The sequence below is a fragment of the Halomonas sp. LMYGS-3 genome (assembly GCF_059509875.1).
The window spans coordinates 56,067-80,838 of record NZ_JCAKFQ010000012.1 but is presented as its reverse complement, the minus strand read 5'-3'; the positions used below and the strand labels follow the sequence as shown (position 1 = coordinate 80,838).

Annotated in this window: 20 protein-coding genes and 1 pseudogene; 12 read left to right on the top strand and 9 right to left on the bottom strand. The window is 62.6% G+C overall.

The features are described 5' to 3' along the window. Positions 1–45: 45 nt before the first annotated feature. Positions 46–1,542 (top strand): CoA-acylating methylmalonate-semialdehyde dehydrogenase, encoded by a 1,497-nt coding sequence (locus AC5W54_RS13025; RefSeq protein WP_495962522.1) that lies wholly within the window; start codon positions 46–48, stop codon positions 1,540–1,542. A gap of 155 nt (positions 1,543–1,697) precedes the next feature. Continuing rightward, positions 1,698–2,594, top strand: coding sequence for a transcriptional regulator GcvA (gene gcvA / locus AC5W54_RS13020; RefSeq protein ID WP_495962521.1), 897 nt, complete (start codon positions 1,698–1,700; stop codon positions 2,592–2,594). Between the two features lie 273 nt (positions 2,595–2,867). Here the strand turns inward: gcvA and AC5W54_RS13015 are convergent, their stop codons facing one another. Then, positions 2,868–3,860: a Kelch repeat-containing protein gene (locus AC5W54_RS13015; protein ID WP_495962520.1), complete on the bottom strand. Its 993-nt coding sequence runs from the start codon at positions 3,858–3,860 to the stop codon at positions 2,868–2,870. A gap of 158 nt (positions 3,861–4,018) precedes the next feature. Between AC5W54_RS13015 and AC5W54_RS13010 the strand changes: the two genes are divergently transcribed. Both AC5W54_RS13010 and hmuQ read left to right on the top strand, forming a co-directional pair. Next, positions 4,019–4,699: a 5'-methylthioadenosine/S-adenosylhomocysteine nucleosidase gene (locus AC5W54_RS13010; RefSeq protein WP_495962519.1), complete on the top strand. Its 681-nt coding sequence runs from the start codon at positions 4,019–4,021 to the stop codon at positions 4,697–4,699. Between the two features lie 139 nt (positions 4,700–4,838). Further along, positions 4,839–5,171 (top strand): heme-degrading protein HmuQ, encoded by a 333-nt coding sequence (hmuQ, locus tag AC5W54_RS13005; protein WP_282737328.1) that lies wholly within the window; start codon positions 4,839–4,841, stop codon positions 5,169–5,171. A 93-nt stretch (positions 5,172–5,264) separates the two neighbouring features. On the opposite strand, the gene trxC is transcribed toward hmuQ, so the two are convergent. After that, entirely contained in the window at positions 5,265–5,702 is a 438-nt protein-coding gene (gene trxC / locus AC5W54_RS13000) for a thioredoxin TrxC (protein WP_495962518.1), read from the bottom strand. Positions 5,703–6,392: 690 nt separating this feature from the next. Between trxC and AC5W54_RS12995 the strand changes: the two genes are divergently transcribed. Continuing rightward, the gene (locus AC5W54_RS12995; protein ID WP_495962517.1) at positions 6,393–7,352 is read left to right on the top strand and encodes a LysR family transcriptional regulator; all 960 of its coding nucleotides are present in this window, start codon (positions 6,393–6,395) and stop codon (positions 7,350–7,352) included. Here the strand turns inward: AC5W54_RS12995 and AC5W54_RS12990 are convergent. The 5 genes from AC5W54_RS12990 to AC5W54_RS12970 all read right to left on the bottom strand — a co-directional run bounded on the left by AC5W54_RS12990 (position 7,326) and on the right by AC5W54_RS12970 (position 12,189). Continuing rightward, the gene (locus AC5W54_RS12990; RefSeq protein WP_495962516.1) at positions 7,326–8,063 is read right to left on the bottom strand and encodes a glutathione S-transferase family protein; all 738 of its coding nucleotides are present in this window, start codon (positions 8,061–8,063) and stop codon (positions 7,326–7,328) included. The two genes, AC5W54_RS12995 and AC5W54_RS12990, sit on opposite strands and share 27 nt — an antisense overlap. Positions 8,064–8,067: 4 nt before the next feature. Beyond that, positions 8,068–9,111 (bottom strand): methylenetetrahydrofolate reductase, encoded by a 1,044-nt coding sequence (locus tag AC5W54_RS12985; RefSeq protein WP_495962515.1) that lies wholly within the window; start codon positions 9,109–9,111, stop codon positions 8,068–8,070. A gap of 48 nt (positions 9,112–9,159) precedes the next feature. After that, positions 9,160–10,800: an acyl-CoA synthetase gene (locus tag AC5W54_RS12980; protein WP_495962514.1), complete on the bottom strand. Its 1,641-nt coding sequence runs from the start codon at positions 10,798–10,800 to the stop codon at positions 9,160–9,162. Between the two features lie 112 nt (positions 10,801–10,912). Next, on the bottom strand, positions 10,913–11,713 hold the full coding sequence (locus tag AC5W54_RS12975) for an enoyl-CoA hydratase (RefSeq protein WP_495962513.1): 801 nt from the start codon (positions 11,711–11,713) through the stop codon (positions 10,913–10,915). Positions 11,714–11,739: 26 nt separating this feature from the next. Continuing rightward, complete coding sequence (locus AC5W54_RS12970) at positions 11,740–12,189, bottom strand: OsmC family protein (protein ID WP_495962512.1); 450 nt, start codon at positions 12,187–12,189, stop codon at positions 11,740–11,742. 351 nt (positions 12,190–12,540) lie between these two features. Here AC5W54_RS12970 and AC5W54_RS12965 point away from each other — a divergent pair, with 351 nt between their 5' ends. Continuing rightward, positions 12,541–13,965 (top strand): dihydrolipoyl dehydrogenase, encoded by a 1,425-nt coding sequence (locus tag AC5W54_RS12965; protein ID WP_495962511.1) that lies wholly within the window; start codon positions 12,541–12,543, stop codon positions 13,963–13,965. A 166-nt stretch (positions 13,966–14,131) separates the two neighbouring features. Then, entirely contained in the window at positions 14,132–14,623 is a 492-nt protein-coding gene (locus AC5W54_RS12960) for an Lrp/AsnC family transcriptional regulator (protein WP_495962510.1), read from the top strand. A gap of 207 nt (positions 14,624–14,830) precedes the next feature. Here the strand turns inward: AC5W54_RS12960 and AC5W54_RS12955 are convergent, their stop codons facing one another. Continuing rightward, complete coding sequence (locus AC5W54_RS12955; RefSeq protein ID WP_495962564.1) at positions 14,831–16,108, bottom strand: MFS transporter; 1,278 nt, start codon at positions 16,106–16,108, stop codon at positions 14,831–14,833. Positions 16,109–16,644: 536 nt separating this feature from the next. On the opposite strand from AC5W54_RS12955, the gene AC5W54_RS12950 reads away from it, so the two are divergent. The 5 genes and pseudogenes from AC5W54_RS12950 (at position 16,645) to AC5W54_RS12930 (ending at position 21,572) form a co-directional block, all read left to right on the top strand. Continuing rightward, positions 16,645–17,814: a glycine cleavage T C-terminal barrel domain-containing protein gene (locus AC5W54_RS12950; RefSeq protein WP_495962509.1), complete on the top strand. Its 1,170-nt coding sequence runs from the start codon at positions 16,645–16,647 to the stop codon at positions 17,812–17,814. A 219-nt stretch (positions 17,815–18,033) separates the two neighbouring features. Beyond that, complete coding sequence (locus tag AC5W54_RS12945; RefSeq protein WP_495962508.1) at positions 18,034–18,510, top strand: methylenetetrahydrofolate reductase C-terminal domain-containing protein; 477 nt, start codon at positions 18,034–18,036, stop codon at positions 18,508–18,510. A gap of 143 nt (positions 18,511–18,653) precedes the next feature. Next, positions 18,654–19,529, top strand: a complete 876-nt coding sequence (gene purU, locus AC5W54_RS12940; protein ID WP_495962507.1) for a formyltetrahydrofolate deformylase — start codon at positions 18,654–18,656, stop codon at positions 19,527–19,529. A 14-nt stretch (positions 19,530–19,543) separates the two neighbouring features. Then, positions 19,544–20,404 (top strand): bifunctional methylenetetrahydrofolate dehydrogenase/methenyltetrahydrofolate cyclohydrolase FolD, encoded by an 861-nt coding sequence (gene folD / locus AC5W54_RS12935; RefSeq protein ID WP_495962563.1) that lies wholly within the window; start codon positions 19,544–19,546, stop codon positions 20,402–20,404. A gap of 84 nt (positions 20,405–20,488) precedes the next feature. Then, a pseudogene (locus tag AC5W54_RS12930) lies at positions 20,489–21,572 on the top strand (BCCT family transporter). 509 nt (positions 21,573–22,081) lie between these two features. Here the strand turns inward: AC5W54_RS12930 and AC5W54_RS12925 are convergent. Further along, on the bottom strand, positions 22,082–24,292 hold the full coding sequence (locus AC5W54_RS12925; RefSeq protein WP_495962506.1) for an OmpA family protein: 2,211 nt from the start codon (positions 24,290–24,292) through the stop codon (positions 22,082–22,084). Between the last annotated feature and the right edge of the window lie 480 nt (positions 24,293–24,772).

Here is a 24,772-nt window from a genome sequence, read left to right as displayed (position 1 = left end):
CGGAGCGCCGACAGGCGAGCCGAACCAACCTCAAGGAGCACAACGATGCAGACACTGGGACATCTGATCAATGGCGAGATAGTGACGGCCGGCGAGCGCCATCAGGACATCTTCAATCCCGCCACAGGCGCGATCAGCAAACGGCTGGCACTGGCATCGCGGGACACGGTCGAGCAGGCGATCGCGGCGGCCCACGAGGCCTTTCCGGCCTGGCGCGACACGCCGCCGATCAAGCGGGCACGCATCATGTTCCGCTTCAAGGAGTTGCTCGAGAGCAATGCCGACAAGATCGCCGCCCTGATCGGCGAGGAGCACGGCAAGATCGTTCACGATGCGCTCGGCGAGCTGCAGCGCGGCATCGAAAACGTCGAGTATGCCTGTGGCGCACCGGAGCTGCTCAAGGGTGAGCACAGCCGGAACGTCGGGCCCGGCATCGATGCCTGGAGCGAGTTCCAGCCGCTGGGTGTGGTGGCCGGCATCACGCCGTTCAACTTCCCGGCGATGGTGCCGCTGTGGATGTTCCCGATGGCGCTGGTATGCGGCAACTGCTTCGTACTCAAGCCATCGGAGCGCGACCCGACGTCGACGCTCTTTATCGCCCAGCTTCTGCAGGAGGCGGGCCTGCCGGATGGCGTCATGAACGTGGTCAACGGTGACAAGGAGGCGGTCGATACCCTGCTGCACGATGAGCGTATCCAGGCCGTCAGCTTCGTCGGCTCGACGCCGATCGCCGAGTACATCTACTCGACCGCTACCGCCAATGGCAAGCGCTGTCAGGCCCTCGGCGGGGCCAAGAACCACGCCATCGTGATGCCCGACGCCGACATGGACAATGCCGTCAACCAGTTGCTCGGCGCCGCCTTCGGCTCGTCCGGTGAACGCTGCATGGCGCTGTCGGTGGCCGTCGCGGTGGGCGATGCCGCCGCCGATGCGCTGGTCGGCAAGATGCGTGACGCCATGGCCGGCCTCAAGGTGGGCGTCTGTAGCGACGGCAGCAACGACTTCGGGCCGCTGATCACCCGCCAGCACCAGCAGAAGGTGATCGGCTACATCGACAGTGCCGAGGCGCAGGGTGCCCAGGTCGTGGTCGACGGTCGAACGGTCGAGGTGCCCGGCTACGAAAGTGGCTTCTTCGTCGGGGGTACCCTGATCGATCATGTCACTGCGGATATGCTCAGCTACCAGGAGGAGATCTTCGGTCCGGTGCTGCAGGTGGTCCGTGTCCATAGCATGCAGCAGGCGATGGAGCTGATCGACGCCCACGAGTATGGCAACGGGACCTGCATCTTTACCCGGGATGGCGAGGCGGCGCGGTATTTCAGCGACCATATCCGGGTCGGCATGGTCGGAATCAACGTACCGCTGCCGGTGCCGGTGGCCTACCACAGCTTCGGCGGCTGGAAGCGTTCGCTGTTCGGCGACCTGCACGCCTACGGGCCGGATGCGGTACGTTTCTATACCAGGCGCAAGACCATCACCCAGCGCTGGCCGAGTGCCGGGGTACGGGAAGGCGTCGAGTTTTCGATGCCGACGATGAAATAACACCTCCTGTCCAGGCAGGCGTCCGTCCAGGAGAAGGACGCCTGCCGCCGTAAGCACCGGCTCCCGTTCGCGTTTGCCTGATGAATGCCTGCTGGTGTGCGGGGCGTCGATCGGTGACACTCGCTGCAACTGTACGTCGGAGCAATGCCGCGCCCATGAACAAGAAGCGATTGCCCCCCCTTAACTGGCTGAGGTCATTCGAAGCCTCCGCCCGTCATCTCAATTTCACCCAGGCCGCGGCCGAGCTCAATCTGACGCAAGCCGCGATCAGCCAGCAGGTCAAGGGGCTGGAAGCCCAGTTGGGCACCCCGCTTTTCAAACGCCTGCCGCGAGGGCTTGAACTGACCGATGCCGGTCAGGCCTACCTGCCGCCGGTGCGCGATGCCATCGCAAATCTGGCGGCGGTGACCGATGAGCTCTTCGGCCAGGGATTCGTCAAGGCGCTGACCATCAAGGTCAACCTGGTATTTTTCACTCATTGGCTGGCACCTCGCCTGGAGAGGTTCCGTGCCCTGCACCCCGAAGTGGGGCTGCACTTTACCAGCAATATCTGGGTCGACGAACGCAAATGGGATGCCGATCTCGAGATCCGTTACGGGCTGGGCACCTGGCCGGGCCTGACGGCGGAGCGCCTGACCCGGGACAAGCTGGTACCCGTCTGCAGCCCGACACTTGTCGGGGGGCGCCGGCCGCCGGCATCACCCGAGGAGCTGTCCGATCAGACGCTGCTCCATGTGATAGGTTACAAGGAAGGCTGGAGCTACTGGCTGGGCCAAACCGGTTTGGCCCATCTCGAAACGTCGCCGGGCCTGCAGTTCGATACCCTGATTTCGGCGCTGGAAATGGCGGCGCTGGGACATGGCATCGCACTGGGACGAACCTCCCTGGTATCGGACATGCTTGCCAGCGGGCGTCTGATGGCGCCCTTTTCCCATCGAGTCGAGACGCAGGAAGCCTTTTTCCTGACCTATCCCGAGCACCAGTATCTGCACCCCCATGCCGAGATCTTTCGAGCCTGGGTTGTTGGAGAAGCCGAGCAGATCCATGACTGAGTATGAGGTCATTGCTTCCGGCCACCAAAATCCAGAGCCCAGGGCGTGCTGTAGCGGCGGTCGCCGTCTCGCCAGGAAGATATTTGGCACTCCTCGGCGCAGCCGACCATGTCATCGATAGCGAAACGCCACTCGCGCTTGAAACGAGACTCTGACACGCAACGCCTCACGCCGCATCGAAAGGGCAGCGGCTCGTGTCAGCCCAACGTTTCCAGCGCCATGTCGCTCTTGCCCAGCCGCGGTGTGTCACCTTTCAGACGAACCTCGCGAGGATCACTCCTCGGGCGTCAGCCGCTCGTTGAGGTCGGAGAAGGCGAAGCCGGCCTCCGGGCCGCCGGCGATGACGTAGATGGCTCCCTCCACCGCCGCCGCATCCAAGCCGTGGCGGGCTGTGGGCATGGGCGGCAGGCGCTCCCAGCGATCCTCCTCCAGGTGGTAGCGTTCGGCCTCGTCGAAGGTGCGTCGCTCGGGCGTGAAGGTCTCGCCGCCGAACAAGTAGACCCAGGCGTCGAGCGCCGTCACGGCGACCCCGCTGCGCCCGGTGGGCACCGGGGCGCCCTCCTCCCAACGATCGTCGTCGGGGTGATAGATCTCGTTGGTGGTCAGGCGGAAGGTGGTGGCGTCACGGCCGGCGAGCACGACGATGCGACCGTCGATCGCGGCGGCACGGTGATGGTTGCGCGGGGTGGGCATGGCCGCGAGCTGGCTCCACGCGTCGCGTTGCGGGTCGTAGACCTCGTGGACGCTGACATTCTCCCGGCCGTGGGTGGTGCCGCCGATGGCGTGGATGCGCCCGTCGAGCACGGCCGTGGCCAAGGCGCCCCGCGGGGTGGGGACCACCGGGCCCTGGCGCCATTTATCCGCGTCGATGTCGTAGATGTGGAAAGCGTCGGTGGGGGTGAAGCTGGCTTCATCGAAACCGGCGATCACGTAGAGCCGGCCGTCGTGATACTCGAAGCCGGCGTGATTGACGCCACGCGGCAGCTCCGTGAGGGCTTCCCAGCGGTCGCCGCCGGGGTCATAGACGAAGAGCGTGCGCGGCGCGGTGGCGTCGCGCTCGCCGGCCTGCAGGAAGCCGCCGGCGAGGAAGATGCGCTCGCCGTCGGTGGCCACGCTGACTTCGGTGCGCGCCTCGGGTAGCGGTGCCATCCGGCGCCACTCACCGGCGGCTTCCCGAACCTCGGCCACGGCCAGGGGGGCCGTCAGGCAAAGCCCCAGGATGGCACCCAGCCAACCGCCAAGGGAATAGCGTGCTCTGGAAGGCATGGGGAACCTCCTACCGTGGCTGCCACGCGTGTCTGGCTCCCTGCCCTGGCGTACTCCTGGCGGCGGCGTGGGAACCTCCCTTCAGCCTAGGACCGGTGGACTCCCCGTCAAGGCGGTACACTGGGACGAAATACCCCTTGGCAAGGCAGGCAGCGTCGATGAAGAAGCCCCCTCACCGTGACTCCCGAGCCGATGCATTCGGCGAGGCCCAGCTGACGGCTCTGGGCGGCCGCGACATCCTCTTCGTGATGGCGGCCGAGGCCGAATACGGCCCGCACCTCAGGAGGCGTTTTACCCCGTTCATGACCGGCGTCGGCCCCGTCGAGGCGGCCGTCGAGCTCACCGCTGCCCTTGCCGCCCTCGAGGCGCGCGAGCGCCTGCCGCATCTCGTGGTGTCGCTGGGCTCGGCCGGCAGCCGGATTCTCGAACAGACCGAGATCTATCAGGCGACCTCCGTCGCCTACCGCGACATGGACGCCTCCCCGTTGGGCTTCGAAAAGGGGGCCACGCCCTTTCTCGACCTGCCGGCGACCGTCCCGCTGCCCTTGCGCATTCCCGGCATTCGCGAGGCTACGCTTTCGACCGGCGCCAATATCGTCTCGGGCCCGGCCTATGACGCCATCGCCGCCGACATGGTGGACATGGAAAGCTATGCCTGCCTGCGCGCCTGCATGCGCTTCGAGGTGCCGCTGGTCGTGCTGCGCGGCATTTCGGACGGCAAGGCGGAACTGCGCCACGTCGACGACTGGACGGAAACTCTCCATGTCATCGACGAAAGGCTGGCCTTGGCCGTCGACCGCCTCGGCGAGGCGCTCGCCGCAGGCCTGTTGGAGCTCTGATGCGTCAGATCGTTGCAGGCCTGTTGCCAGTGCGGGGCAGAGCGCAGCGCGGCGGCTTGCGGTGGCCTTGCCCACCACCGGTGAAGGTGTCATCGTCACCCGGAAACCATTCCCCGCCTGACGACAAGGAGCGAGCACCGTGTTCATCGCCATGAACCGTTTCCGGGTCAATCCCGAAAGAGTGGAAGAGTTCGAGCAGATCTGGCTGGAGCGGGAGACGCACCTGCAGGGCCTGCCCGGGTTCGTCGAGTTCCACATGCTGCGCGGCCCCGAGAAGGAGGACCACGTGCTCTACGCCTCTCACACCGTCTGGCGCTCGCGCGAGGACTTCGAGGCCTGGACGCACTCCGAGGCGTTCCGCAAGGCGCACGCCAATGCCGGCCAGAGCCGCCGCGAGGGGCTCTACCTGGGCCCGCCGAACTTCGAAGGGTTCGAGGTCATCCAGACGGTCGGCAACGCGAGCGATGCCTGAGGCCATGGGTCGCGTGGAGGGCGGAAGCTGGCCGCCGCCGTCGATCGCCTCGGCAAGGCGATCGCAGAGGGGCCCCGTTTTCGGGGCAGGTCCTTAGACCAGGTACGGCTCGAGCCAGCGTCTTAGCTGCACCCCTTGCATCAGCCCGGCCTGGCGGGCGATCTCACGTCCCTCGCGGAAGACGATCAGCGTGGGAATGCTGCGAATACCGAAACGCCCGGCCAGGGTCGGTTCCGCCTCGGTGTCGAGCTTGGCGAAGCGGATCCGCGGCTCCAGCTCGGCGGCGGCCTGGGCGAAGAGCGGCGCCATCATCTTGCAGGGTCCGCACCAGCCGGCCCAGAAGTCCACCACCACCGGCAGCTCGCTGCGCTCGATCAGGGCCGCGTAGTTGGCGGTGGTGAGTTCCAGTGGCGCGCCGGTGAACAGTGGCTGCTTGCACTTGCCGCAGCGCGAGGCGTCGGCCAGACGCGCCGCGGCCACGCGGTTGATGGCCAGACAGTGGGGGCAGGCCAGATGCAGTGAATCGGTCATCGCAGGGCTCCGGGGAGAGTGGCATTCACGAGGATATGGAGGCGCCGGGATGAAAGCAAAGCCAAGGACCTCCTCCTTCTTGCCGTGTCGGGACTCGCCGTCGCCTGGTTGGGGTCGTGGTTGTTGAAAATACTCAGCCGCGCGGCGGCAGCGGGCCAGACTCCACCACTCGGTAGCGCGTGCTGCGCCCCCCGTGCAGTTCCTCCAGGAGTCTGTCGGATTTGACCGATCGTCGCGAGAAGCACGGATTTCGAGACAAGTTGATCGATCTGATAAGGCGAATAGCCCGCTATTTAACGAATCAGATCGAATGAAATTGGCCGAAAGCCCGGGTTTCGTAGCAGATCAGCGTTAAGTCCGACAGGCTCTAGGAGCCTGTCGGATTTGACCGATCGTCGCGAGGAACACGGATTTCGAGACAAGTTGATCGATCTGATGAGGCGAATAGCGCGCTATTTAACGAATCAGATCGAATGAAATTGGCCGAAAGCCCGGGTTTCGTAGCAGATCAGCGTTAAGTCCGACAGGCTCCTGGCAGCCCTTGGTCAGCAGGTCCGAGATGACGGGTCGCGGTGGCCTTGCTGACCTTGGCGGCCTTCTGATTGATTAGCTACCAGCAGCGATTATAGTGACCCTTAACGGGACACTTGATCGTGCAGTGCCCCACCGCCATTCTCGTGAGAATTCGTCATGTTACGACTCCCACCCCTGATCGCACTCTCCTATTTCGAGGTCGCCGCGCGAACCAAGAGTTTCGCCGCGGCCGCCAAGGAGCTCAATGTCACGCCGGCGGCGATCAGCCACCAGATCAAGTCGCTTGAGGAATATCTCGGCGTCGATCTGTTCGTCCGCCACCACCGTCGGGTCAGCCTGACCCCGGCCGCGCGTGTGGCCCTGCCGGAGCTGCATGAGGGGTTTCATACACTGGGTCGTGCGGTGGACAAGATCCGCGCCTATGGCGAAGAGCGCCTGATCGTCACCGTGTGTGCCGAACCCCTGTTTGCCACCAAGTGGATCGTGCCACGCCTGCAACGTTTCTACGCCCGTTGCCCGGACGCCGAAGTCCGGCTGCAGGCGAGCCTGCATACGGTGGATCGCCTCCGTGATAGCGTCTTCTGCCTGGCCGATCTCAAGCGCGCAGGCATCGACGTTTCCGTGCGACTTGGCTACGGCAACTACGCGGACCTGGAGCCCCAGCGGCTGATGAGTCTGGATCTGGTGCCAATCTGTGCACCGGAACTGGCCGCCACCGTGGATGGTGTCGACACACTGCGCGGACTGCCGTTGTTGTGTGACAGCACCCTCACCCGCATCAACGAGCCCTACGGTTGGAAAGAATGGTTCATGCAACAGGGATGTGAAACCGGAACGCTACGGGAGCTGCGATTTGGCAATGGGCTGCTGGCGCTGGAGGCGGCCCTCGCCGGCCAGGGCGCCCTGCTCGGCAGTCGGGATCTCCACCAGGCGGAGCTGTGCGCCGGAAAGCTGGTGGTGTTGGCCGACCATCCTCTGAACTGTGATCAGGCTTACTACGTGGTTAGCGCGGGCGAGGGCCTGGAGCGACCCATCGCCGGACAGTTTCGTGAATGGTTGTTGGATGAAGCCAATATGTCCTCATCCGGACTAGCCGGTCACGCCGCGCAGGTCTAGGGTCGGGTAGTCGGGCGCGATGAACAGACGCCCTACGATGCCTTCGGCGTAAGCCGCACGACGTATGCCCGGCCGCTCGGCCAGCGCCTCCAGCAAGCCGACCAGTCTCGGCAAGCGCTCCCAGGGAAGCGCACGACAGGGGTCATCGACGGGGTAGAGCTGCATCCAGCGCACCAGACAGGCCAGGTAAGGATCGAGCACGCTGGGCCCTTCCTCGAGCAGCCAGGGCTCCCGGTCATGTTCGGAGAGAGATTCCAACTGCATGAGATGAGCCACCATACGTGGCCGCAGTGCATCGCGAAGCCGCTGGGCATCCTCCGCTCGAGGCGCATAGCGTGGCGTGTAGAAGCAGAGTCGAAGCTCAGCGTGGACGGTGTTGGAGAGAAAGAATAGCCAGGCCAGCAGGCGGCCGCGGCCTGCCGGTTCTGTAAAGCGTGCGCCGTGGCAGCGCTCGGCAAGGTGCAAGAGAATGGCACCGGTCTCGAAGAGCGCCGTTCCATGGCGCTCATCCACCAGTACCGGCAACAGGCCCTGGGGGTTGAGCCGACGGAAGGCCGGGTCATCCAGTCCACCAGCGGCCCGGTCGATCCGCACCTCTCGATAAGGGATGCCTTCGCTCTCGAGCACCATGCGCACGGCCAGGTTGGCGCTGTCCGGCGAATAGTAGAGGCGGTAGTCAGGCACCGTCCCGGTACCGGTATCGAGGTTCATCGTGCTAGAGCAGCATGGCATCTGGGGATTCGGGGTTGAGCGCTTTCGGGTCATCGCGCCCCGGGTACCAGGGCACGCGGCCGTCGAGCACCCCCGTGGTCTCGATGATCTCCGCCACACTGTGCTCCTGGCGGTAGGCCATGATGTGCGCGCCGCTGACTCCCGGAATCTCGCGGATCTCGTGAAGCAGGTCCATGCAAAGTCGCTTGCCTTCCTCCTTCTGGTTCTCGGCCCCCTCGAGCCGAGTGATCACCGCGTCAGGGATATGCACCCCGGGGACATTTTCGCGGATCCAGCGGGCGCTGCGTGCCGAAGCCAGGGGTCCGATCCCGGGCAGGATGAAGACGCGGTCGGGACCTTCCAGCAGACCGAGGTCGTTCACCTTGAGCATGAAGTCGCGCAACCGCTCGATATCGAAGCAGTACTGAGTCTGGATGAACTGGGCACCGGCCGCCACCTTCTTGGCCAGGCGATGCGGTCGCCAGTCCAGTGGTGGCACGAAGGGATTCTCGGCCGCACCGAGAAAGATCCGTGGGGGCGTCTCGATGCGCCGCCCGCTCTCGAAGCGGTGCTCGTCGCGCATGTTGCGGGCGATCTGCAGCAGCGACATGGAGTCGAGATCGAATACCGGCTTGGCCTGGGGATGGTCACCGGCCTGTACACCGTCACCGGTCAGACACAGCAGGTTACAGGCGCCCATGGCCGCCCCACCGAGGATCTCGCCCTGCATGGCGATGCGGTTACGGTCGCGGCACGATATCTGCAGGATGGTGGCATAGCCGACCCGGGTCAGCAGCGAGCAGACCCCGACGCTGGACATATGGCAGTTGGCGCCGGAGCCATCCGTCGCGTTGATGGCATCGACATAGCCATCGAAGATTGCCGCCCGCTTGAGTACCTCTGCCGGGTCGGCAGAGTCCGGCGGGTCGATCTCGCTGGTGATGGCGAACTTGCCCGCCCGCAGCACCCGCTCCAGTCGCCCGGGGGAGACATGGCCGGGCAGGATCGGCAGTGAGTAGCCCGGAACGGGCTCGTCATCGAACTTCATTTTGTTGTCTCTCTGCTGGCGGTTGATGAGGAGGTACCGTCCCGCGACTCAGGCGGAAAGGCTGGTCTCAAGCTGCTTGCGCAACAGGAACTTCTGGATTTTCCCCGTGGGGGTGGTCGGCAACGGCCCGAAGATCAACTTCTTGGGAGCCTTGAAGCGACTGATATTCTCCTTGCAGAAGCTGATCAACGCGTCTTCGCTGAGCACGCTACCGGGGCGCAACTGGACGAAGGCCGCGGGGACTTCGCCCCACTTGGCATCCGCCATCGCCACGACCGCCGCGAGTTCGACCTCTTCATGCCGCTGGATGATCTCCTCCACCTCCATCGAGGAGATGTTTTCCCCGCCCGAGATGATCACGTCCTTCAGTCGGTCGCGAATCTTGATGTAGCCATCCGATTCCACCACACCCAGGTCACCGGAGTGAAACCAGCCGCCGGCGAAGGCTTCGCTGGTCGCGGCCTCGTTACGCAGATACCCCTTCATGACGATATTGCCCCGGAACATGATCTCGCCCACCGTCTCGCCGTCGGCGGGGACCGGCTCCATCGTGGCCGGGTCGAGTACCGCGATACCCTCCTGCAGGGGATAGGTGACCCCCTGACGTCCATTGAGCCGGACCCGCTCCTCCAGGGGGCGCTGGTCCCAGCCATCCTGCTTGGCGCACACCGAGGCGGGGCCATAGGTCTCGGTGAGCCCGTAGACGTGGGTGAGCTCGACACCGAGCTTCTCCATCCGCTCCAGCACCGACGCCGGCGGTGCCGCACCGGCGATCAGCCCCGACACCTTGTGGTCGATCGCTTCCTGCTCGGCACCGGCAGCATCGGCGATCATCGAGTGGACGATGGGCGCACCGCAGTAGTGGCTGACCCGATGCTGCCTGATCAGGCGCAGGATCTCCTGAGGGTCGACCCGGCGCAGGCAGACGCTGGTCCCGCCGATCGCCGCCAGCGTCCAAGGGAAGCACCAACCGTTGCAGTGAAACATCGGCAGGGTCCACAGGTAGACCACGCTGGAGGGCAGGGTCCAGGAGAGCACGTTGCTGACCGCATTCAGGTAGGCGCCCCGATGATGGGTGACGACCCCCTTGGGATTGCCGGTGGTACCGGAGGTGTACCCCAAGGCTATCGCATCCCACTCGTCGTCCGGCAGCGGCCAGTCGTCCCGCGCCGGCTGCTCGGCCAGCAGCGCCTCGTACTCCAGGTCGCCGATCAGGCGCTCTTCGCCTTGACTCGGGTCAGACACGTTGATCACCCTGGGCGCCGGCCCTTCCAGGCGGGCCAGGGCCTTCTCGACCACGTCCACGTATTCGGGGTCAACGAGCAGCAGGCGCGAGCGGCTATGTTCGAGGATAAAGGCCACCGCCTCAGGATCCAGGCGAATGTTGATCGCATTCAACACCGCGCCCACCATGGGAACCCCGAAGTGGGCTTCATACATGGCCGGGACATTCGGCAACATGACGGCCACCGTATCGCCCCTTTCGATGCCGAACTGTTTCAACAGGGATGCCAGTCGACAACAGCGGTCATAGGTCTGCTGCCAGCTATAACGCGTCTCGTTGTAGATCAGCGCTGTCCTGTCAGGATAAACGGCAGCAGCCCGCTTGATGAAGCTCAAGGGGGACAGCGGTACATGATTCGCCGCCGTTTTCTCGAGAGCATCATTGAACTGGCAGATATCACTCATGGTGTAACCCCTGTTATTGTAAGGGAGGGTTCATGAAACGGCGTTTCACCGGCCATGCCACTCTCGAATTCGCGGCCTGATCGGCATCAGGGTTTTCTGGCATACAGCGGCGCTAGCGGCCTGGCTGCTCCCAGACGGGTTTACGCTTGGCGAGAAAGGCATCGATCCCCTCGCCTGCGTCAGGGCTCAACATGTTCTCCGCCATCACATCGCCGGCAAAGTCGTAGGCGTCTTCCAGGGCCATCTGACGCTGGTGGTGGAACATGGACTTTCCAAAGCGCACCGCTGCAGGGCTCTTGCTCAGGATCTGTGCCACCTTGTCGTCAACGGCAGCGTCCAGGTCGGCATCATCGGTGACGCCACTCAACAGCCCCCACTCCAGTGCCGTCTCCGCATCGATGAAGTGGCCTGATACCAGCATGTCGAACGCCCGCTTGGGGGCTATGTTGCGTGACAGCGCCACGGCGGGGGTCGAGCAGAACAGGCCCACGTTGATGCCCGATACCGCGAAGCTGGCCGACCGGGCGGCGATGGCCAGGTCGCAGCTGGCCACCAGCTGGCACCCCGCCGCCGTGGCCATGCCCTGGACGTTGGCGATGACCGGCACCGGCAGCGCGACGATACTCTGCATCACTCGGCTGCAGCGACGAAACAGCGCCTGGTAATAGGATTGATCAGGGTTGGCACGCATCTCCCGCAGGTCGTGACCGGCGCAAAACCCCCGTCCCTCGGCACCGATCACCACACAGCGAACGGCAGGGTCGACGGCGATCGCGTCCAACTCCCCCTGCAACGCGGTCAGCATCGCCTCGGAAAGGGTGTTGAACTTGTCCGGCCGATTCAACGTGAGATAGACAGCCCCGTCCTTATCCTCTCTGAGCAGGATACTTTCCGAAGCTTGGCTGTTATTCATATATGACTCCCGCCAGGAATGGCTGATTAACTATGATTGATCGTCACTTCGGCGGTGATCGAGTTACGGATAAAACAGTTACGATGGGCGCCGGCGTGGATTCTGGATATCGCTTTCTGGTCAGGCATGTTATCGCCGCCGAAGGTGATGCGCGGTGACAATTCGATACGCGTCACCTCCATCCCCTTTTTATCGTTGCGCTCCAGATAGCCAACCGGATCGTCCTCATAGGATTCTACCTGATACCCCTGAAAATCGGCGATGGCCAGGAAAAACAACATATGACAGCTGGACACCGCGCTGATCAACATTTGTTCCGGGTCGGTGCAGCTTGAATCACCCTTGAATTCGACCGAAGCGGAAGCATTGACCTGCTGGCCACCATTCAATGTAACCTGATGGTTGCGCGAGTACGTACTGACATCGGCTTCGTGTGGGTTTCGCTGCCAACGGATGGCGGACTGATGGACTGACATGGTTAGGTTCCCTGTCTGCGAATCTCTGCGAATCCTATGCGATCCAGGAAACGCTCGGAAAGCGACGATTCCTAAGCAGTTGGATTAGCCTTGCTAATGTGAGGCCTTGCAAGCCCTGAAGAGGGGATCCAGGTGCGCCATCATTCCGCACCAAGGGCGGACCCGACCCTCCAGCCCACCACCCATGGGTTAGCAAAAATAACCCAAACAGTGAGAATCTCTCGCTTTACCGCCTGAAAGGCCGCGGATAGCCTGCCTTGGGTCATTCAGCCGGGGCTGAAGTCGATCTCGCCCCCCTCAACCACCAGTTACGCCTTGAACAATAAGACAGCTTGTACGATGAGGCGCCAGATGAGCGAACCTGCCATGAAGACCATGAATGTTGAATACGCGATCATCGGCGCCGGCACCGCCGGGCTGGGCGCCTACTCGAGGATCAGCCGCAAGACCGACAGCCTGGTGATGATCCAGGACGGTCCCTACGGCACCACCTGTGCACGAGTCGGCTGCATGCCCAGCAAGCTGATGATCACCGCTGCCGATTACGCGCACCACTTGAACACCAGCGAGTTTTTCGGGGTGACAGCGACGGGTCGCGTGGATGGCCGCAAGGTCTTCGAACGGTTGCGCCGGGAGAGAGATAATCGCTTCGTCGCCAACAATCTCCGCTACGTCGACAAGATTCCGGCCCACCACAAGCTTGAGGGGCGCGCCCGGTTTATCGGACCGAGTCGCCTCAGGGTGGGTGAATCGGTCGAGGTCACTGCGAAGAAGTTCATCCTCGCCTGCGGCTCCAGGCCCGCGGTCGGCAAGGTGTTCGAGCCCGTCATGGCCCGCGTGCTCACCAGCGATACGGTCTTCGAGCTGGAGGACCTGCCCCGCTCGATCGCCGTGATCGGTACGGGCGTGATTGCGCTGGAACTGGGGCAGGCACTCCATCGACTGGGCGTCGAGACGACCATCTACGGCCGCTCCGGAAGGATCAACGCCCTCACCCATCCGGCCATGCAGCAGCAAGCGCTCGAGCTGCTCGGCACCGAACTGGATATCTACCCCGTCGGCCAGGTGGTGAGCACCCGGGAGGACGCGGAAGGCGCCTGGCTCGAGTACGAGCAAGCGAACGGACAGCGGATCACCAAGGTGTTCGACAAGGTACTGGTGGCCACGGGGAGGATCCCCAACGTGGACCGGTTGGGCATGGAGCATACGGGCGTGGAAGTCACCGAAGCGGGCGCAGTGACATTCAACCCGAAGACGATGCGCTGCTCGGACCTTCCTATCTTTATCGCCGGAGACGTGACCGACCACCTGCCGTTGTGGCACGAAGCCTTCGATGAGGGGCGTATCGCCGCCGATAATGCCTTGAACTACCCGAACCCGGTGCCTGCACAGCGTAGACCGCCGCTGATGGTGGCCTTCACCGATCCGCAGATCGCCACCATCGGCCAGGGCTTCCGACAACTCGAGGGCCAGGAGATCGTCATTGGCGACCTGCCGTTTACCAGTCCTCGCCATGTGGTCTGGAACAAGGTCGAAGGGCGCATCCAGGTCTACCTGGACGCGAAAACCGGTGTGATACTGGGCGCCGAGCTGCTTGGGTACAAGGCGGAACACCTGGCGCACCTGCTTGCCCTGGCCATCACGCACGGCATGACGGCAGAGCAGGTCCTGGCGATGCCGGTCTACCATCCCAGCGCCGAAGAGCTGTTGCGCGACGTCTTGATCAACGCTCGGGACAAGTGCAGGCGCTACGCCGCCGAAAGCATGAGCCATTGACCCGGCTCATTCATGGTGGCGTGGAATACGCAGCATCTCGATCAGTCCATGTGTCTTCCGTAACGGGGCCAATGTCATCGCGACGATCTAGACTGTGAACTCAGGCCAGATCCACATGAAACGACGACGGCCCCGCCTGCGGCAATCAAACAGAGGCTGAGAGCACATGAGGAAAGTTACTCTTGATGCTGCCGACATGCGCATCCTGTCCGCCGTGCAGCAGCACGGGCAGCTCAGCAAGGCCAGACTGTCAGAGCTGGTCAATCTTTCCCCGACGCCGTGCTGGATTCGTTTCAACCGATTGAAGGAAGCTGGCCTGATACGTGGGTATCATGCGGACATCTCGCTGGAAAAGATCGTGGATGTCTCGAAAGTCATCGTGACCGTTTCGCTGAAGGGGCATCAAAAATCGGCTTTCGAGCGCTTCGAGGCCTATATCCGCCAGGTGGACGAGATCGTCGAATGCATAGCGACGGGTGGCGGCATGGACTACGTCTTGAAAGTCGTCGCCCCAAGCCTTTCCGCCTTTCAGCAGGTAATGGATAAGCTTCTTTCAGAGGAGTTGGGGATCGAACGCTACATGACCTACATCGCAACCCGAGACATCAAATCGGCTCACCCCAAACTTTCCTGCTTGATGGCTGAATCAGAAAATTGAATCGGAAGCGCAGGAGTTCGGCAACAGGCTCCGATATCCGTTCGGCACTACGCCCCTACGGGGACCGACCTCTGGCAGATCGCCGATACGAGGTCCGAGCGGTCGCCGAGACGCTGTGTGATCGACCACGGACATGAGCCGGATATCGGTCACCGCCCAGGTATACCTGGGGAACTACTCCGGTGGCCGGATACCCCCGGCCCGCCATCATGGATTGACGGCGGGCTTGTCAGATTCATCCACAACAGGCTCCAGTGGCTCGCCCTCCTCGTTCTGGAGCTGGTGATCGTACGCCGCCTGGAGGCCGGAGTCCTCCTCGTCCTCCTCGGCCTGGGCGATGTGGCCCGGGTAGAAGGGCGACAGGATCGCCACCAGGATGCCGAGCGCGGCGAACATGGCAAAGGCATCGGCGTAGCCGAAGGAGTCCACCAGCCCGCCGACGACAGGCGAACCCGACGCCTGCCCCAGCGATACCGCCATGAAGGGCAGTACCGGCCCCACCGACAGTCGGCCCGGCAACAGGCGGATGCCGGTCATGAGGTAGAGCCCCGTCAGGCTCATGTAGGCCAGGCCGAAGACCAGTGCAGAGAAGGCCGCCAGCCATGACTGACCGGGGCTGGCGGCAAGCAGTGCCAGGCTCGCGGCCAGCATCATCAGCATCAGGGCCTGCGTGATGGGTGGGTTGTTGCGATCGGCCAGGTCGGCCACCACCGCCCCGCCGAGGCCGGCGATGCCCACCGAGAGCCAGAGCCATCCGGTGGCGCCGGGCGGCAGGCCGCCGAGGGTGACCACCAGGTCAGGCGCGAAGATCCAGTACGCGGAGGAGATGAAGCCCATCAGGAAGGCAAACAGCGAGAGCCTGACAAGGCGTGACCAGGGCAGTTCACTGATCGGGGGCGGCGGCGCGGCGTTCGCCGGCGTGATCCGCGATACCGAGGGCAGGAAGAGCCACGCGGCAATGACGCCGATACCGGCCAGGACGGCAAAGGAGAGGTAGGCGAAACGCCAGGCGCCGGCCAGGAACAGCACCGTCGGCACGGCCACGATCACGCCGATGCTGGTCCCCGCGTTCATGACCGAGCTGACGCGGCCGTGCATCGAGCGTTTCACCAGCGCCTGCATGGCGGCCGTGAGCGCCGGCATCATCAGGCCGGTGCAGATGCCGCAGGCGAACACCCCCACGCCCAGCATCAGCGCGTCGGTGGCCTGGCTGATCAGCGCCAGGCCGCCGACGCCGAACGTCCCGGAGAGCATCGCCGTGTTGCGGGCCCCGAGATAAGCGGTGATTAACGGGGCGATCGCCGTGGCCAGCAGGAAACTGATGAGCGGCAGCGCGCCGATGATGCCGATCACGTACGGCGTGAGTCCCAGCTCGTCCCGAATAGGGGGCACGAAAAGCCCGAAAGCGAAGCGCGCGAGCCCGTAACTGATCGCGACCAGCGCTGCGCCAAAGATCGCAAACCCTGTGCTCGATAGCGTCTTCATGGTGCCTCCGCAAGACAGGTATCGACGCTTCCGGCCCAAGCCGGTGCCAGACGCTCCCCCTGGCGCGGGATGCCTCCCCGTTGATGCTCGATATCACGCTTTCCCTTGATCACCATGCATCCCTCTCATCCTGGTTTCATGGATTGACCGCCCAACCCTCGCGCAGCAGGCAAGGGCGGGAGCCCCAGCGCCGTCCCTGCTCGGCTCTGCGACGAAGGTGAAGCAGAGCCCGGAATACCGCCAGCTGCCCCAGCCCCAACGGTATCAGACTCTCCCCTGCCTTGACTTCGGGATGAGCCAACGACGGATCGCCCGACAGCTGGGGGCAGGGGGTAAACCCCACGCCCAGCGACGAAGGGGCCTGGTGCGGATACACCGGACCAAATGGACTGCCCTCCTTGTAAAACTGGTCTGTTCAGTTCTGATTCGCCGTGATTTTAGGCCGCTTGACAGTGCCATGTGAGCCTATAGTGAGCTGTGTCGAATCAGCCAGTTCGCGCTGCCCATTGAACCTTACATCACAAAAGGTAACTACAATGACAAATCTTACGTCAGCCAACATAGAAAACGCAGATGACTTCGGGTTCGGAACACAGATCCGAAAGTCTCCCTACTTTGACGCCACGGTCCGCTGGGGGGCAAAGGGTTTTTCCGTATACAACCACATGTATATCCCGCGTGACTTCGGGGATCCGGAACAGAATTTCTGGAACCTCGTGAACGAGGCGATTCTTTGCGATGTTGCCGGCGAGCGGCAGGTAGAAATCACGGGGCCAGATGCGGCGAAATTCGTGCAGAGCCTGACCCCGCGCGATCTGTCGGAGATGGCTGTCGGTCAGTGCAAGTATATACTCATCACCAATGCGGACGGTGGCATTCTGAACGACCCGATCCTGCTACGGCTGGCAGAGAATCACTTCTGGATCTCTCTGGCTGACAGCGACATCCTGTTGTGGGCGCAGGGTGTTGCGGTTCATGCCGGGCTGGATGTCAGCATCCGCGAACCCGATGTTTCTCCCCTGCAATTACAGGGCCCGAACTCCGGCGAGGTGATGAAGAAGCTCTTTGGCGAGAGCATCATGGACCTGCGCTACTACTGGTTGCGCGAGATCGAGCTTGATGGCATCCCGCTGATTGTCTCGCGCACCGGCTGGTCGAGTGAACTGGGCTATGAACTTTACCTGCGTGACGGCACGCGAGGGGACGAACTCTGGGAAAAGATCATGGCCGCAGGTGCGCCCTTTGGGCTGAAGCCTGGTCATACCTCCACGATTCGCCGCATCGAAGGTGGGATGCTCTCCTATCACGCTGACGCGGACAGCACCACCAATCCTTACGAACTCGGGATGGACCGCCTGGTAAACCCGGACATGGAGGCGGAGTTTATCGGCAAGGCCGCGTTGCAGCGCATCCGTGACAATGGCGTGAGTCGCAAGCAGGTCGGGCTGCGTATCGATATGGCGCCCCTCAAGAGACCCAACACCAGGTACTGGCCACTCAGCAAGGATGGCGAGACCGTCGGAAAGGTGACGTCTGCGGTCTACTCCCCGCGCCTTGAGCAGAACATTGCGCTGGCCATGGTGGCCGCTGAACATGCCGCCCTCGGGACTGAACTGGAAATTCCAACCGCCTCCGGACCCGTGCAGGCCGTTGTGGTCGAAAAGCCCTTCTTCGACCCCAAGAAGAAGATCGCCACATCCGCTTGAAAAGCCGGTCTAGCGGTTGACTTGAAAAGCCCCTGCATCCGTGAGTGCCATGAAACCTTGTAATACCAACCTCTTCGCCAGGAAAGTATTTACCTGGCAAGGCGAGAAGTTTCTTGTTGGTTATAAAGGATCAAGCAGGCGTCTCACGGATCCAGGGATCCAGGGATCCAGGGATCCTTGATCAGCTTCACAGTGGCGTTGCCGTTAAAGGAGAGACACATGTATTCCATTCGTCTTTGGGCCGTGCGGCACGCAAGATTCCTTGAGGGTGTATACCGAATATTCGAACCGGTAGTCGTCAAGTTGCAGCCGCTTTGGAATTCAGTTGGCTACCAGCGCGCAGAAAAGCCGGTAAGCAAGCTGGAAAAGATCAGCAAGGGATTACTGTTCGACTGCAAGATGTGTGGTCAGTGCATCCTCAGCTCTACCGGAATGTCCTGCCCCATGAACTGCCCTAAGTCCTTGCGCAACGGTCCTTGTGGCGGGGTACGCGCCAACGGCAACTGTGAGGTCAGTCCGGAGATGCGATGTGTCTGGGTCGAAGCCTGGGATGGAAGTCAGAAGATGAAAGGCGGTGACAAGATCCAGGTGGTGCAACTGCCAGTTGATCATCGTCAGAAGGGAAGCTCATCCTGGCTGCGTGTCGCACGTAACGCGTCGAACCTGGCAGAAGACCCTAACAAGGCTTCGAAGTGAGCTTTTAATGACATGAACCTTGATCGCAATAATGAACAACCCGCCAGGCAATCCATCCTGATGCCTGAATAAAGAATTTCAAAGACATCAAGTTGCTGTCAGCGAATCAACCAACAAACATCAATATATAAAGGTTTTCTGCCATGAGACACGTCACGGACTACTCCAACCAATACATCCTCACTGTCAGCTGCAGGACTGCGCCTGGAATCGTTGCCGGAATCGCATCCTATATCACAGAGCGCGGCGGCTATATCGCAGAACTATCCCAATTCGATGACAAGATCAGCGGTCAGTTCTTCTTGCGGACGCTATTCAACATCACCCCGGATTCCCGCTACACCTTCGAAGACATCCGCACTGGATTCAATGCCCTGGCAGACAAGCACGGCATAGCCTGGGCGATGCATGAGGTCAGCCACCCGACCAAAGTCATGATCATGGTATCCAAGTTTGACCATTGCCTGGTCGACCTTCTTTATCGCTATCACAAGGGCGAACTGAACATCGATATTACCGCGGTCGTATCCAACCACCTGGATCTTCAACCGCTTGTCGAGCGTGAAGGCTTTCGCTTTGTCCACCTGCCAGTGACAGCAGAAACCAAACTGGAACAGGAAGCAGAGCTACTCAATATCATCAACGCAACAGGAACCGAGCTGGTGGTACTGGCGCGTTACATGCAAGTCCTGTCTGATAGCCTATGCAAGCAGCTGCACGGACGGGCCATCAATATCCACCACTCCTTCCTGCCCGGATTCAAGGGTGCCAAGCCCTATCACCAGGCATTCGAGCGTGGCGTCAAGCTGATCGGTGCCACTGCGCACTACGTGACCGCAGATCTGGATGAAGGCCCGATCATCGAACAGTCCGTGCTCCCCGTCAATCATGCCTACTACCCGGAAGAACTCGTTGCCCTTGGCCGCGATACCGAAACGAAGGCACTGGCAAGCGCCGTCAAGCTGCATACCGAGAGCCGTGTGTTCCTTTCGGGCAACAAGACCGTCATTTTCAAATAGAAGCAGAGGGCATGATGACTCATTTAATAGACGGAAAACAGCTCTCGGACCAGGTCTTGCAGGAAGTCGCCTCTGAAGTCGCGCTACTCAAGGGCGAACATGACATGGTGCCGACACTGGCTGTCGTGCTTGTGGGGGAGGATCCCGCTAGCCAGGTGTATGTGAGAAACAAGGTGAAGCGGGCGACAGAGGCGGGAATGGGTTCTATCGAGCACCGCCTCGATGCCGAAACCTCCCAGGACACCCTGGATGAGCTGATCGATCAACTGAACAATGATCCTGAGGTGCACGGCATTCTGGTGCAACTGCCACTACCGTCACATCTCGACGAGGATGTGGTGATAGCGTCCATCCATCCGGCCAAGGATGTTGATGGCTTTCACCCACTGAACGTCGGGGCACTTGCTTCCGGGCGTCCATCACTTGTGCCGTGCACGCCACAAGGCTGCATGATCATGCTGCGCCAGATCCATCCGGACCTTAGTGGCAAGAGAGTCGTGGTGGTGGGGCGCTCCAATATCGTGGGAAAGCCGATGGCGGCACTGCTCTTGCAGGCAAACTGTACGGTCACCATTGCCCATTCACGAACGAGGAACATCGAAGCACTGTGCCGCGATGCCGATATCGTGGTAGCGGCGGTCGGCCGGGCGGCATTCATCAACGCTGACTGGATCAAGCCGGGTGCAACGGTCATCGATGTCGGCATCAACGCCATTGATGTCGATGGCAAGCGAAAGCTCGTGGGTGACGTGGATTTCGAATCGGTTGCCCGCGTCGCTGGCGCAATCACGCCGGTACCCGGTGGCGTGGGTCCAATGACGATCGCCTGCCTGCTGTTGAATACGACACGTGCCGCAAGGCGTCAGCTTGCCTGACCTTCAGCTCTCCCCCACACACGCCAGGAATGTCCGGCATCGCCCCAAAGGCGACGCGACAACAACAACAACAGAGGACCTCGCATGAACCACAACGACGACCCCACCATGGCCCCGGGCCATGGCAACACCCAGGTGCTGGGCCTGGACTTCCACAACCCCGTCTTTCCCCTCTCCGCCCTGGCGATAATCGCCTTCATCCTCTATGCCCTGGTCTACCCTGATGCCGCCAATACCCAGTTGACGGCTGCCCGGGGCTGGTCCATCGAGCACTTCGACTGGCTGTTCATGATCGTCGGCAACCTCTTCGTGGTGCTGTGCCTGGTGCTGATCGTGCTGCCACTGGGGCGCATCCGGCTGGGCGGCCAGAACGCCCGGCCGGAGCACTCGCTGGTCTCCTGGTTCAGCATGCTGTTTGCCGCCGGCATGGGCATCGGCCTGATGTTCTGGAGCGTGGCCGAGCCCGTGGCCTACTACACCGACTGGTACGGCACACCGCTCAACGCCGCCGCCGGCACCCCGGAAGGGGCTCGTGCCGCTCTCCAGCTGGGTCGGCCGCGACGACACCACCTGGTACCACGGCTGGACGGTGTTCTACTGGGCCTGGTGGATCTCCTGGTCGCCCTTCGTCGGCATGTTCATCGCCCGGGTCTCGCGAGGTCGCACGGTTCGCGAGTTCCTGACCGCCGTGCTGCTGGTACCAACCCTGGTCACCATCGTCTGGATGAGCGCCTTCGGCGGCACCGCCCTCGCCCAGTCCGCGGCCGGGGTCGGCGAACTCGCCAATGGCATCAGCGACGTCTCCCTGGCCATGTTCCAGATGCTCGAGCAACTGCCGCTGACGACCCTGACCTCCAGCCTGGCGATCCTGCTGGTGCTGATCTTCTTCGTCACCTCCTCGGATTCCGGCTCGCTGGTGATCGACAGCATCACGGCCGGTGGCAAGACCGATGCCCCGCGCGGCCAACGGGTCTTCTGGGCCACACTGGAGGGGGTAATCGCCGGGATCCTGCTCTACGGCGGCGGCGACGCCGCACTCGGCGCCCTCCAGGCCGGCGCCGTGGCCACCGGCCTGCCTTTCTCCCTGGTCCTGGTGGTGATGTGCGTGGGCCTGGTCAAGAGCCTGCGCCAGGAACATCGCGCCCTGGGGCTTGCGGGCGCGGCCTGATACTAAGCCTTGCGCCAACCTACGATGCCCCCATCTGGGGGCGTCTGCCGTGCCCCCTCCACAGCGGCACAGGCTATAGTGCAGCGATCAACAGGACGAAATGAACAATGAATCCACCGTCAAACGCTGGACCGCCAAGCGCCAGGCCGCCATGGTCATGGACATCAAACTGCATTAAGCAGGCCACCACCACGCCGAAGATCCGATCCGAGGTTCATGCCCCGCGATGCTCCCACTCGATATCGCGCATCTCGTCGAGGCGAGTGATGGCGAAGTGGCTGAGCAGCTTGTCATCAAGCAGCCCCAGATCAGCAGCCATCAGTGACCGGGCCTCGCTGTCGCCGGACTGGGGGCGTGGTTACTGAACGAGCGAGGTGCTCCCGGTGGGAACGTCCCTTGAGCTCAGCCTCTATCCGACGGCCCGATGGCTTCCAAGAACTCCTATCGAAAAAGCCGACAGACACATTGCCTGTCGGCCTTTCCGGTGCCTTGGCTACAGGCCTGGCTTCTCAGAGACTGGCCAGCCTTGCATCAATCAACGGGGTGATTCGCCGGACGCTGGCGCGTCGGTTTTCCTGGCTGGGTCCCTGCGTATCCAGTTTCAGATAGCGCTCACCATAGCCCTGTACGATCAGGTTTTCCGGGGGAATGGCGAAGTATTCGGTCAGTGCCAGGGCGACGGCTTCCGCTCGCCGGTCGGACAGCCCGAGGTTCATCAAGTCCGATCCAACGGCATCGGTATGGCCTTCGACCAGGAAAATCTCATTCGGGTGCTGCTCGATGATGTCGGCCATGGTGTTCCCGATCAGACGCAGCGCTTCGGCCTCGGAGGGCTGAATGGCCGACGAGCCGGTAGCGAACTGGATAACGTCGAGATCGATACGCGGCATGATGGCTCGGACTCGAGAGCTTTCGCGTACCTGGCGGAGCGTGAAGACTCGATCGAACTCCTGTACCGGTGGTGCTAGCAGTGCCTGGCGCAGGATGTCCTCATCTGCACGGCGGTAATCGACCACGTAGCGATTTTCCGGCAGGTCGTGGCGCAGGGGAGGCAGGGATTCCTCAAGGTCGACGGAAGACACCCAGCTATCGACCTTGCGCGTTTCATCGATCAGCACGATAGCGGTGTCATCGGGCAGATAGCGAGTGCGCTTGAGAACGAAGCCACCGGAATCACGAATGGTCACGATACGGCTGCCATCCTCGCGAGTGACGGTGGAGCGGGTGATGCCATCGGCAAAGGATTCGGTCGTCTCGGTTACCCCAGGACGACGCAACAGGAGATTCTCGTCCTTGCGCACATGCAACTCGCCGTCGCGCTCAACGATCATACGGTCGCCTTGATTCTCGACGACCCGTCCACCGAGTTGGGGGATCAAGGCGCCGGCGACGGCACCTACCGCGGCGGCTCCCAAGTATTTCCATATCTGGTTGTCGTCATCATCTGCTTCTGACGCCGTCGTGGCCTTGGCTTCCTGGTCGCTGGTACGCGTGGTATCCGAGGTCACGACCGTTTCGGATGTCGTGCTGGCTTCCTGGGTCTCAAGGGCGGCGACAGCGGCCAGGGCGTCTGCTTCGGCCTCGGCCAGGGCCTCCGCGTCAGCCTTGTCGCTGGCCTCCTGCTCGGCGAGGGCGTCTGCCTCGGCCTGATCGATGGCTTCCTGCTCGGCGACGGTGTTTGCCTCGGCCTGCTCAGCGGCTTCCTGCTCAGCCAGGGCGTCAGCTTCGGCCTGCTCGGTGGCCTGCTGCTCGGCGAGGGCGTCGGCCTCGGCCTGCTCAGCGGCTTCCTGCTCGGCGAGGGCGTCGGCTTCGGCCAGCTCGGTGGCCTGCTGCTCGGCGAGGGCGTCTGCCTCGGCCTGCTCGGTGGCCTGCTGCTCGGCGAGGGCGTCGACTTCGGCCTGCTCGATGGCCTGCTGCTCGGCGAGGGCGTCGGCCTCGGCCTGGTCGATGGCCTGCTGCTCGGCCAGGGCATCAGCCTCGGCCTGCTCGATGGCCTGCTGCTCGGCGAGGGCGTCGGCCTCGGCCTGGTCGATGGCCTGCTGCTCGGCGAGGGCGTCGGCTTCGGCCTGCTCGGTGGCCTGCTGCTCGGCGAGGGCGTCGGCCTCGGCCTGGTCGATGGCCTGCTGCTCGGCCAGGGCGTCGGCCTCGGCCTGCTCGATGGCCTGCTGCTCGGCGAGGGCATCGGCCTCGGCCTGCTCGATGGCCTGCTGCTCGGCGAGGGCGTCGGCCTCGGCCTGCTCGGTGGCCTGCTGCTCGGCGAGGGCGTCGGCCTCGGCCTGGTCGATGGCCTGCTGCTCGGCGAGGGCGTCGGCTTCGGCTTGCTCGATGGCCTGCTGCTCGGCGAGGGCGTCGGCTTCGGCTTGCTCGATGGCCTGCTGCTCGGCGAGGGCGTCGGCTTCGGCCTGGTCGATGGCCTGCTGCTCGGCGAGGGCGTCGGCTTCGGCCTGGTCGATGGCCTGCTGCTCGGCGAGGGCGTCGGCCTCGGCCTGCTCGGTGGCCTGCTGCTCGGTGAGGGCGTCGGCCTCGGCCTGCTCGATGGCCTCCTGCTCGGCCAGGAGCTCTTCCTCTGTTTTATCAGCAGATTCAGTCAGTTGAGTGAGTGTAATGATCTCTGTGTCGGTAGCCGACGGCGGAGTCGTCTGAGCAAAGCCCGGGCTCAACAATGACAGCGAGGCCAACATTACCGCGGGCTTCCTGAAAAGGCGCATGCGATGTTTCATATCGGTTCTCCTGAATCAGCACTGCCAGGGCATGATGACGGTTGTCTGAAATCAACGGTGCCAGCGCGGTTTTCTTCACGATGTTGGTGATTGAGGAATTTCCGGCGGGCTAGCCAGTGCGCTAGTTGTGATTGGGAATGGTTCTGGCCAGGAAGGGGGAGTGATCCTTGTCGAGCAGCGCTTTCTCGTTGAAAGGGTCGACATGGGGCGCTTCCGCCTTCTTGTCAGATGTATTCATTATGGGTAATTACATCCCGACCATCTGTACGACGGCACACATAGGCGTCCTATGTTCACGGTTCACGCGTTGTGGACCATGCCGCTTTCCTCGGAGAGTCGTTGGCTCGAGCCAGGCTGCCTGCTGGAGGGCAAAGCGGAAGTGCAGAGGCCGATTTACCGAGAACGTGGAGTACTACCCAAGGACTCCCTCCTGATCGGACACGGAAAGCTCCCAGGGGGCCTCGTCAGGCAGGCCAGGGG

What these genes read in the sequence shown, in the direction of transcription:
- AC5W54_RS13010 (WP_495962519.1), top strand. Translation starts at nt 4,019, where the DNA reads ATGAAGAAGCCCCCTCACCGTGACTCCCGAGCCGATGCATTCGGCGAG.
- AC5W54_RS12945 (WP_495962508.1), top strand. Translation starts at nt 18,034, where the DNA reads ATGTATTCCATTCGTCTTTGGGCCGTGCGGCACGCAAGATTCCTTGAG.
- AC5W54_RS12995 (WP_495962517.1), top strand. Translation starts at nt 6,393, where the DNA reads ATGTTACGACTCCCACCCCTGATCGCACTCTCCTATTTCGAGGTCGCC.
- AC5W54_RS12990 (WP_495962516.1), bottom strand. Translation starts at nt 8,063, where the DNA reads ATGAACCTCGATACCGGTACCGGGACGGTGCCTGACTACCGCCTCTAC.
- purU (WP_495962507.1), top strand. Translation starts at nt 18,654, where the DNA reads ATGAGACACGTCACGGACTACTCCAACCAATACATCCTCACTGTCAGC.
- AC5W54_RS12985 (WP_495962515.1), bottom strand. Translation starts at nt 9,111, where the DNA reads ATGAAGTTCGATGACGAGCCCGTTCCGGGCTACTCACTGCCGATCCTG.
- AC5W54_RS12955 (WP_495962564.1), bottom strand. Translation starts at nt 16,108, where the DNA reads ATGAAGACGCTATCGAGCACAGGGTTTGCGATCTTTGGCGCAGCGCTG.
- gcvA (WP_495962521.1), top strand. Translation starts at nt 1,698, where the DNA reads ATGAACAAGAAGCGATTGCCCCCCCTTAACTGGCTGAGGTCATTCGAA.
- AC5W54_RS12975 (WP_495962513.1), bottom strand. Translation starts at nt 11,713, where the DNA reads ATGAATAACAGCCAAGCTTCGGAAAGTATCCTGCTCAGAGAGGATAAG.
- AC5W54_RS13025 (WP_495962522.1), top strand. Translation starts at nt 46, where the DNA reads ATGCAGACACTGGGACATCTGATCAATGGCGAGATAGTGACGGCCGGC.
- trxC (WP_495962518.1), bottom strand. Translation starts at nt 5,702, where the DNA reads ATGACCGATTCACTGCATCTGGCCTGCCCCCACTGTCTGGCCATCAAC.
- AC5W54_RS12960 (WP_495962510.1), top strand. Translation starts at nt 14,132, where the DNA reads ATGAGGAAAGTTACTCTTGATGCTGCCGACATGCGCATCCTGTCCGCC.
- AC5W54_RS12965 (WP_495962511.1), top strand. Translation starts at nt 12,541, where the DNA reads ATGAGCGAACCTGCCATGAAGACCATGAATGTTGAATACGCGATCATC.
- AC5W54_RS12980 (WP_495962514.1), bottom strand. Translation starts at nt 10,800, where the DNA reads ATGAGTGATATCTGCCAGTTCAATGATGCTCTCGAGAAAACGGCGGCG.
- AC5W54_RS13015 (WP_495962520.1), bottom strand. Translation starts at nt 3,860, where the DNA reads ATGCCTTCCAGAGCACGCTATTCCCTTGGCGGTTGGCTGGGTGCCATC.
- AC5W54_RS12970 (WP_495962512.1), bottom strand. Translation starts at nt 12,189, where the DNA reads ATGTCAGTCCATCAGTCCGCCATCCGTTGGCAGCGAAACCCACACGAA.
- AC5W54_RS12950 (WP_495962509.1), top strand. Translation starts at nt 16,645, where the DNA reads ATGACAAATCTTACGTCAGCCAACATAGAAAACGCAGATGACTTCGGG.
- AC5W54_RS12925 (WP_495962506.1), bottom strand. Translation starts at nt 24,292, where the DNA reads ATGAAACATCGCATGCGCCTTTTCAGGAAGCCCGCGGTAATGTTGGCC.
- folD (WP_495962563.1), top strand. Translation starts at nt 19,544, where the DNA reads ATGACTCATTTAATAGACGGAAAACAGCTCTCGGACCAGGTCTTGCAG.